At 68.2% G+C, this 7,933-nt stretch carries 7 protein-coding genes; 3 read left to right on the top strand and 4 right to left on the bottom strand.

Annotation, left to right across the window (positions count from 1 at the left end):
• From ACOJTB_RS12845 to ACOJTB_RS12835, 3 genes are all read right to left on the bottom strand, one after another.
• Window positions 1-847, bottom strand: an 847-nt coding sequence (locus tag ACOJTB_RS12845) for an ABC transporter substrate-binding protein (RefSeq protein ID WP_420102917.1), incomplete at its 3' end; no start/stop codon positions are given.
• A 186-nt stretch (window positions 848-1,033) separates the two neighbouring features.
• Complete coding sequence (locus tag ACOJTB_RS12840) at window positions 1,034-2,395, bottom strand: sigma-54-dependent transcriptional regulator (protein ID WP_420102916.1); 1,362 nt, start codon at window positions 2,393-2,395, stop codon at window positions 1,034-1,036.
• Window positions 2,392-4,209 (bottom strand): sensor histidine kinase, encoded by a 1,818-nt coding sequence (locus ACOJTB_RS12835; RefSeq protein ID WP_420102915.1) that lies wholly within the window; start codon window positions 4,207-4,209, stop codon window positions 2,392-2,394. Before ACOJTB_RS12835 ends, ACOJTB_RS12840 begins: the two co-directional genes overlap by 4 nt.
• A 195-nt stretch (window positions 4,210-4,404) precedes the next feature.
• Here ACOJTB_RS12835 and ACOJTB_RS12830 point away from each other — a divergent pair, with 195 nt between their 5' ends.
• From ACOJTB_RS12830 to ACOJTB_RS12820, 3 genes are all read left to right on the top strand, one after another.
• The gene (locus ACOJTB_RS12830; protein WP_420102914.1) at window positions 4,405-5,754 is read left to right on the top strand and encodes a dicarboxylate/amino acid:cation symporter; all 1,350 of its coding nucleotides are present in this window, start codon (window positions 4,405-4,407) and stop codon (window positions 5,752-5,754) included.
• A 206-nt stretch (window positions 5,755-5,960) separates the two neighbouring features.
• Window positions 5,961-6,992, top strand: coding sequence for an aldo/keto reductase (locus ACOJTB_RS12825; RefSeq protein WP_420102913.1), 1,032 nt, complete (start codon window positions 5,961-5,963; stop codon window positions 6,990-6,992).
• Window positions 6,986-7,432 carry an RbsD/FucU family protein gene (locus ACOJTB_RS12820; protein WP_420102912.1) on the top strand — a complete coding sequence of 149 codons (447 nt, stop codon included), beginning with the start codon at window positions 6,986-6,988 and terminating at the stop codon, window positions 7,430-7,432. Before ACOJTB_RS12825 ends, ACOJTB_RS12820 begins: the two co-directional genes overlap by 7 nt.
• 121 nt (window positions 7,433-7,553) lie before the next feature.
• Here the strand turns inward: ACOJTB_RS12820 and ACOJTB_RS12815 are convergent.
• On the bottom strand, window positions 7,554-7,933 hold a 380-nt coding region (locus tag ACOJTB_RS12815), incomplete at its 5' end, for a DNA translocase FtsK (RefSeq protein ID WP_420102911.1).

Here is a 7,933-nt window from a genome sequence, read left to right as displayed (position 1 = left end):
GGCCGGGCTGCTCGAGGATCTGGACATTGGCGTCCTTCTTCATCGCATCGAGATCGGCCGGGTTCGGATAGGGCATGACATGGCATTCGCCCTTTTGGAGCTTGGCCCAGCGCACCGACGCATCCGGCGTGATCGCGAAGATGAGATCGTCGATCTTGGCCTTGCCGGCCCAGTATTCCGGGAAGGCCTTGTAGCGGATGATCGCATCCTTCTGGTACTGCACGAGGTAGAACGGTCCGGTCCCGACCGGATCCTGGTCGATCTTCTCCGGCGTGCCGGCCTTCAGCATCGCATCGGCATATTCCTTCGACTGCACGCTGGCATATTGCATCGCGAGGTCGGAGAGGAACGGCGCCTCCGGCTGGTTGAGCGTGATCTTGACCGTGTAGTCATCCACCTTCTCGACCGACTTCAGGAGCTTGGGCATGCCCATGTCGTTGAAGTAGGAGTGGTTGGAGCTCGTCACCTTGAAGAACGGGTGGTCTTCCTTCCACTGCCGCTCGATCATGAACAGGATGTCGTCGGCGTTGAAGTCGCGCGTCGGCTTGAAGGCGCGGGTCGAGTGCCACTTCACGCCCTTGCGCAGGTGGAAGGTGTAGGTCAGGCCGTCGGCCGAGATGTCCCACTTTTCCGCCAGCGCCGGCTGGACCTTGGTGCCGCCGCGCTCGAACTGCACCAGCGTGTCGTAGATCTGCGTGTTGGCGTCGAAGGAGGTGCCGGTGGTGTTGACGCTCGGGGCGAAGTTCTCGGGGCTGCCTTCCGAGCAGTAGACGAGCGTCTTCGCCATCAGCGGCGAGGCCGCCATCAGCGCCGAGGCCGACAGCGTCGCCAGAAGAATTTTTTTCATGGGTGTCTCCCTGGGCACCGCCTCACCCCTCCGGCAAGGCGGCCCTGTGCGATCGGCAACTCCGCGGAACATCCGCCCGCCGGCTGCCTTGGCGCTAGTCTTAGTGAAACTCGCAAGCGAGGAACAGGGGGCCGAAAGGCGGGGTCGCGACGGGCTGCGGCGAGGGTTAAGGGGGCCCGGTGCGGCTCAACGCTCCTCGAAGGCCGAGCGCGAAATCCCGTAGCGCGCGAGCTTGTCGTAGAAGGTCTTGCGCGGGATGCGCAGCGCCTCCAGCGTGGCGCGCACATCGCCGCGATGGGCCTCCAGCGCCTCCTTGATCAGATCCGCTTCGATCAGGCCGAGCCGCTCCGGCAGGCTGAGCGCGTTTCCGCCCGCCGCCGGCTCCGGCAGGGCGAGGTCGCCCGTCAGCCCCAGCACCACGCGCTCGGCGAAATGCACCAGCTCGCGGACATTGCCCGGCCAGTCGCTCTCCTTCAGATGCCGCTCCACGGCCCGGTCCAGCGCAGGCACCTCGCGATTGAACTTGCGCGCCGCCCGGCCGAGCACATGGCCGAAGAGCAGCGGGATATCTGCCCGGCGCTCCCGCAGCGGGGGCAGCCGCAGCGTGACGATGTTGAGCCTGTAATACAGGTCCTCGCGGAAATCGCGCCGCTGGGCCGGGTCGCCGAGGTCGAGCTTGGTCGCGGCGACGACGCGCAGATCGACCGGCCTGAGCTCGTTTGAGCCCAGCGGCGCCACCTCCCGCCCCTCCAGCACCCGCAGCAGCTTGACCTGCGCCGCCAGCGGCATGCTCTCCAGCTCGTCGAGGAAGAGCGTGCCGCCGCTGGAATGCTCGATGCGCCCGATGCGCTTCTTCTGCGCCCCGGTGAAGGCGCCGGCCTCGAAGCCGAAAAGCTCGCCCTCGATCACGTTTTCCGGCAGCGCGCCACAGTTCAGCGCCACGAAGGGCTTCGTCCGGCGCCGGCCGAGGCGATGCAGCTGGTTGGCGACCACCTCCTTGCCCGTGCCGGTTTCGCCCAGCACCAGCACGTCGACATCGACATCGGCGAGGTCGCGCAGCATCTGGCGCAGCCGCACCATGGCCGGCGTCTCGCCGATCAGCCCGCCATCCTCCTCGGTCGCGGCGGCGAGCAGCTTCAGGCGCCGGTTCTCGACGACGAGGCGCCGCTTTTCCACCGCGCGCCGCAGCGTCTCCACCAGCCTCTCGCCCGGAAACGGTTTGGCGATGAAGTCATAGGCCCCTTCGCTCATGGCATCGACCGCCATGGCGACATCGGCATGGCCAGAGATCAGGACGACCGGGATATCGGCGTCGAGCGATTTGAGCCGGCGAAAGAGTTCGATTCCGTCCATGCCCGGCATGCGTACATCGGTCACCACCGCCCCGCCGAAGCCGGTGTCGATTTCGGCCAGCAGCGCGGGCGCGGCTCCGAACGGCGCGACGGTGAAGCCGGCCAGCTGCAGCGCCTGAACATTCGCCTCGCGCAGATCGGCATCGTCGTCGACGAAGGCGATGTCGCAGCCGGCGAGGCTGGCAGGGCCGGTCATGGTGCCCTCCTGAGGGTGATGGTGAAGCTGCAGCCTTCTCCGGGCCGACCCGCCGCGGTCAGCGTGCCGCCGAAGGACGCGACGAGGTCCTGGCAGATGATCAGGCCGAGGCCGAGCCCGCGCGGCTTGGAGGAGCGGAAGGGCGTGAACAGGGCCGCGACCGCCGCCTCGTCGAGCCCCGGTCCGCGATCGGCCACGGTGACGATCACACGGTCGGGCTCCTCCACCACGCCGATGGCGACCAGCGGCGCCCCGGGCCGCTGCGGCAGCGTCTCGATAGCCTCCACCGCATTGCGCAGCAGGTTGACCAGCACCTGCTCCAGTTCGACATGGCGCGCCATCACCTGCAGCCGCGGCGACACCGCGTCGATCCGCGGCGTGATCGCGGCCTGGCGCAAGGCGGAATCGAGGATCATCAGCGCGCCCGCGATCGCCTCCTCGAGGCTCACCGGTTCGAGCGCCCGCCCGCCGCGCCTCGCGAAGCCGCGCAGCGTGTCGGTGATGTGCCCGATCCGCTCGGTCAGCCCGATCACCTTGCCGAGCGCGCTCTCGGCCTGCTCGCGCTCGCGCCGTCCCACGAAGGTGCGGGCATTTTCGGCATAGGTCCGCAGCGCCGCCAGCGGCTGGTTGATCTCATGCGCGACGCCGGCGGTGACCTGGCCCAGCGTGGCGAGCCGGTTCGCCTTGGCGAGTTCCTCTCGCATATCGGCCAGGCGCTCCTGCGCGCGGGCGCGTTCGCCGATCTCGGCCTTGAGGCGCGCATTGCTGCCGGCGAGCGCGGCGGTTCGCTCCGCCACGCGGTTCTCCAGCTCGGCCTTGGCCTCGGCCGCCCGCTGCAGGCGCAGATCGGCCTGCTGGCGCCGCCGCAGCAGCAGGGCCGCTCCGCTCAGCCCAACGATCAGCGCCAGCGCGACGAAGGATTGCAGCCGCGACTGCTCGCTGCGCACCGCCTCGCCGACGGGCAGCAGCATGTCCAGCGTCCATCCGGTGGTGGCGACGGCGCGCTGGGTGCGGACATTGGCGCCCCGGCCGGCCCCGCTGCGATGCACCAGCTCCCCGTCGAAGCCGAGCGGCAGAGGAACCAGCGGCGCCCCGCCGAACTGCAGCGAGCGCCGGATCTCGGCCTGGGTCGCCTCGTCGAGGGGCCGTTCGACGCGGAAGCGCCAGTCCGGCTCGGTGGAAAGCAGCACCACGCCGCGCCCATCGGCGACATAGATCGTCCCGCCCAGTGCGCCCCAATCGGCCTCCACCCGCTCGAACTCGGCCTTGACAACGATGACTCCGAGCGCCTTGCCATCGCCATCGGCCACGCGGGCGGTGATGTAGAGCCCCGGGCGCTTGCTCACCGTACCGAGTGCGAACTGCTCGGCCGAGCCCTTCTGCAGCGCGGTGAGATAATAGTCGCGGAAGGCGTAGTCGTTGCCGACGAAGCTGGTCGGCTCATCCCAGTTGCTGGCGGCGATCGTCAGTCCTGCGGCGTCCAGCAGATAGATCACCGCCGTGCGCGTCTCCGCGGCGATCGCGCCAAATTTCAGGTCCAGCGCATGGCGGTCCCCGCCCGTCAGGGCCGCGCTCACATCGGGGTCGCGCGCCAGGATCGCGGGCAGGGCGCGCTGTTTCTCCAACTCGCCGCGCAGCACGGCGATGGCCAGCGTCGTGGCGTCCTCGGCCCGCAGCCGGGTCGCCTCGATCGCCCGGCCCCGGCCGATATCGGCGGCGGCGATCAGGCCCACCCCGAACAGAATGGCCGCGCCCAGCGCGAAAGCGAGCCAGACGCGGCCGCCGCCATGCCTCGGGGATCGGGTCGGGTCCATGCCTTACTATGGGCGGAATTTCGCCTCGATCAAGCCGGGGCTGTGCGAAAAGCCGCACAAAAAGCAAGGTCATGATGAATGAATTTCGTGTGAACTGTTTGAAATGAAACGATTTTGACCGGGGCCTGGTGGTTGGCACGCTGGTTGCGAACGCAACGGTGAGTGTCAAGCAACAACAGGTCTTCGGAGGAAATCATGGCCGCCGCTCTCCCGCTCCAGCCGGGCGCACCCGTACGTCGCAAGAAGCTCCACCAGCAGCTCTATGTGCAGGTGCTCGCCGCCATCGCGGCCGGCATCCTGCTCGGCCATTTCTGGCCGGAGCAGGGCACGGCCCTCAAGCCCCTCGGCGACGCTTTCATCAAGCTCGTCAAGATGATCATCGCTCCCGTGATCTTCCTCACCGTCTCGACCGGCATCGCCGGCATGAGCGACATGCAGAAGGTCGGGCGCGTCGCCGGCAAGGCGATGATCTATTTCCTCTGCTTCTCGACGCTGGCGCTGATCGTCGGCCTCGTCGTCGCCAACGTCATCCAGCCGGGGTCGGGCCTGCACATCAATCCGGCCAGCCTCGACGCCAAGGCCGTGCAGTCCTATGCCGCAAAGGCGCATGACGCCTCGATCGTCGGCTTCCTGACCAACATCATCCCCGACACCATCGTCGGCGCCTTCGCCTCGGGCGACATCCTCCAGGTGCTGTTCTTCTCGGTCCTGTTCGGCCTGTCGCTGGCCATGGTCGGCGAGCGCGGCAAGCCGGTTCTCGACATCCTGCAGTCGCTCTCGGCCCCGATCTTCAAGCTGGTCTCGATCCTGATGAAGGCCGCCCCGATCGGCGCCTTCGGCGCGATGGCCTTCACCATCGGCCGCTACGGCATCGGCTCCATCGCCAATCTCGCCATGCTGATCGGCACCTTCTACCTCACCGCCGCGATCTTCATCGTCGTGATCCTCGGCGCGGTCGCCAAGTATAACGGCTTCTCGATCTTCGCCCTGATCCGCTACATCAAGGAAGAGATCCTGCTGGTGATCGGCACCTCATCCTCGGAAGCGGCGCTGCCGAGCCTGATGGAGAAGATGGAAGCGGCGGGCTGCAAGCGCTCGGTCGTCGGCCTCGTCGTCCCCACCGGCTATTCCTTCAACCTCGACGGCACCAACATCTACATGACGCTGGCCGCCCTGTTCATCGCCCAGGCGATGGACATCCACCTGCCGCTCGGCGACCAGGTCCTGCTGCTGCTCGTCGCCATGCTCTCCTCGAAGGGCGCGGCCGGCATCACCGGCGCCGGCTTCATCACCCTCGCCGCCACGCTCTCGGTCGTCCCGACCGTGCCGGTCGCCGGCATGGCGCTGATCCTCGGCATCGACCGCTTCATGTCCGAGTGCCGCGCCGTCACCAACTTCATCGGCAACGCGGTGGCGACCATCGTCGTCGCCCGCTGGGAAGGCGAGCTCGACGTCGCCCGCCTGAACGCCGCGCTCCACGGCGCCAAGGTCACCGACGAGGACGGCATTCCGCTGCCGACGCCCTCGCCGGTGCCGGCCGAGTAAGACCGGCTCGCCGGCCTCGCGATCGATCGGCCGGGCCCTCGGGCCCGGTCTTTTTCGTTGGGGTGGCACAGCTGGCGGCGGCGGTTGATTTTCGCGGCGAACCCTCTTCAGATGCGCGCCTCGCCGCCCATCGGTCCGATCCGATGAGCGGCCAAGAAAAGGCATCATCGCCGGCTCCCACCGCGTGATGGTCGCGGGAGGGCGCCATGACGACCGAAACTGCCGACATCGCCATGCCGCAAGGCCGGCCGATCGGGGGATTGCGGCCCAGCCTGATCGGCTTCGGCGGCGCGCCGCTCGGAGACCTCTACGGCCATCTCGACGAGGCGATGGCGCAGGACACTGTCGCCGCCGCGCTGGCCGCCGGTATTTCCCTGATCGACACTTCGCCGCTCTATGGCCACGGCCTGTCCGAGCACCGGATCGGCGCGGCCCTGCGCCAAGTCAGGCGCGACAGCGTCATCCTCTCCACCAAGGTCGGCCGCTGGATGCAGCCCGGCGCGCCGAAGACCGACGGTTCCGGCTATGCCGGCGGCCTGCCGCACCCGGCCGTGATCGACTATTCCTATGACGGCGCCATGCGCTCGCTGGAGCAGTCCCTGCTCAGGCTGGGCACCGACCATGTCGACATTCTGCTGATCCACGACGTCGATGTCTGGACGCATGGCTCAATGATGGAGCAGCGCTTCGCCGAGGCGATGGAGGGCGCCTATCGGGCGCTGGATCGCCTGCGCGCCGAGGGCACGGTCAAGGCGATCGGTGTCGGCGTCAACGAGGCTGCGATGTGCGAGCGCTTCGCCCGCGCCGGCGATTTCGACGTGATGATGCTCGCCGGCCGCTATTCTCTGCTGGAGCAGGGTGCGCTGGACGGTTTCCTGCCGCTGGCGCTGGAAAAGGGGATCGCGGTGATGCTGGCGGGCGTCTTCAATTCGGGCATCCTCGCGACGGGTGCGAGGCCCGGCGCGCATTACAACTACAAGCCGGCACCGCCGGAGATTATCGCCAGAGTCGCGCGCATCGAGGCTGTCTGCGCCGCCCATGACGTCGCCCTGCCGCAGGCTGCGCTGGCCTTCGCCACCGCCCACCCGGCGGTCGCGACCGTCGTCCTCGGCGCCGTGACCCCGGCCGAAATCGAGCGCAATGTCGCGCTGGTCGCCCGCCCTGTCCCTGCCGCGCTCTGGAGCGACCTGCGCGCCGAGGGGCTCATCCCTGCCCACGCTCCGGTGCCCTCATGCTGAAATCGATCGATCCCGTTCTCGGCCCGGATCTGCTCTGGCTGCTCGCCGCCATGGGCCATGGCGACGATCTCGCCGTGGTCGATGCCAACCACCCGGCCGAGACGATCGCGCGCGCCACCACCACCGGCCGCATCGTGCGGCTTCCGGGGCTGACCATGGCGCGGGCCGTGCGCGCCATTCTCACCGTACTGCCGATCGACGATTTCGAGCCCAACCCGATCCGCCGCATGCTGGTGGTCGGCGATGCCGCCGCCGTGCCGGTGGTGCAGCAGGAGGTCGCGGCGGAGGTCGCCGCCGCTGGGCTCGGCGCCGATACGCTGCCTGGCATCGAGCGCTTCGCCTTCTACGAGGCGGCGCGGAAAGCGTTCGGCGTCGTGCAGGTCGGCGATGCCCGGCCCTATGGCTGCTTCCTGCTCCGCAAGGGCGTCATCGCGGGTTAAAGCCTATCCCGAGTCCGTCGTTGCGAGCGAAGCGAAGCAATCCAGGGGACTGGGTTGGAGTGTTCCGCCCCGGCCCCCTGAAGTGCTTCGCCGCTGCGCTTCTCGCAATGACGCGGAAGCGTTACTCTCCCTCGTCGAAAGCGCCGTGGCTCACGCCATCCACCAGGATTTCCCGTTTTCCGGCGTGGTTTGCGGGACCGACGATGCCTTCGTTTTCCATGCGCTCCATGATGGATGCGGCGCGGTTGTAGCCGATCTGGAGGCGGCGCTGGATGTAGGAGGTGGAGGCCTTCTTGTCGCGCAGGACGACGGCGACGGCCTGCTCGTAGGGGTCGTCGGAATCGCTCTGGCCCATGCCGGTCTTGTCGAAGACGGCGCCGTCCTCGGCCTCCTCGCCCGCCTCGTCCTCCTCGGAGGTGACGGCGTCGAGATATTGCGGCCGGCCTTGCGTCTTCAGATGCGCGACGACCTTCTCGACCTCGGCATCGGAGACGAAGGGGC

Origin of the sequence: Allobosea sp., from assembly GCF_048595345.1 — a bacterium.
Lineage (GTDB): Bacteria > Pseudomonadota > Alphaproteobacteria > Rhizobiales > Beijerinckiaceae > Allobosea.
The sequence above is the reverse complement of the archived record's forward strand: the minus strand, read 5'-3'. Positions and strand labels throughout refer to the sequence as shown.

Coding starts and splice junctions, on each gene's coding strand:
- ACOJTB_RS12840 (WP_420102916.1), bottom strand. CDS start 2,395: ATGACCGGCCCTGCCAGCCTCGCCGGCTGCGACATCGCCTTCGTCGAC.
- ACOJTB_RS12835 (WP_420102915.1), bottom strand. CDS start 4,209: ATGGACCCGACCCGATCCCCGAGGCATGGCGGCGGCCGCGTCTGGCTC.
- ACOJTB_RS12830 (WP_420102914.1), top strand. CDS start 4,405: ATGGCCGCCGCTCTCCCGCTCCAGCCGGGCGCACCCGTACGTCGCAAG.
- ACOJTB_RS12825 (WP_420102913.1), top strand. CDS start 5,961: ATGACGACCGAAACTGCCGACATCGCCATGCCGCAAGGCCGGCCGATC.
- ACOJTB_RS12820 (WP_420102912.1), top strand. CDS start 6,986: ATGCTGAAATCGATCGATCCCGTTCTCGGCCCGGATCTGCTCTGGCTG.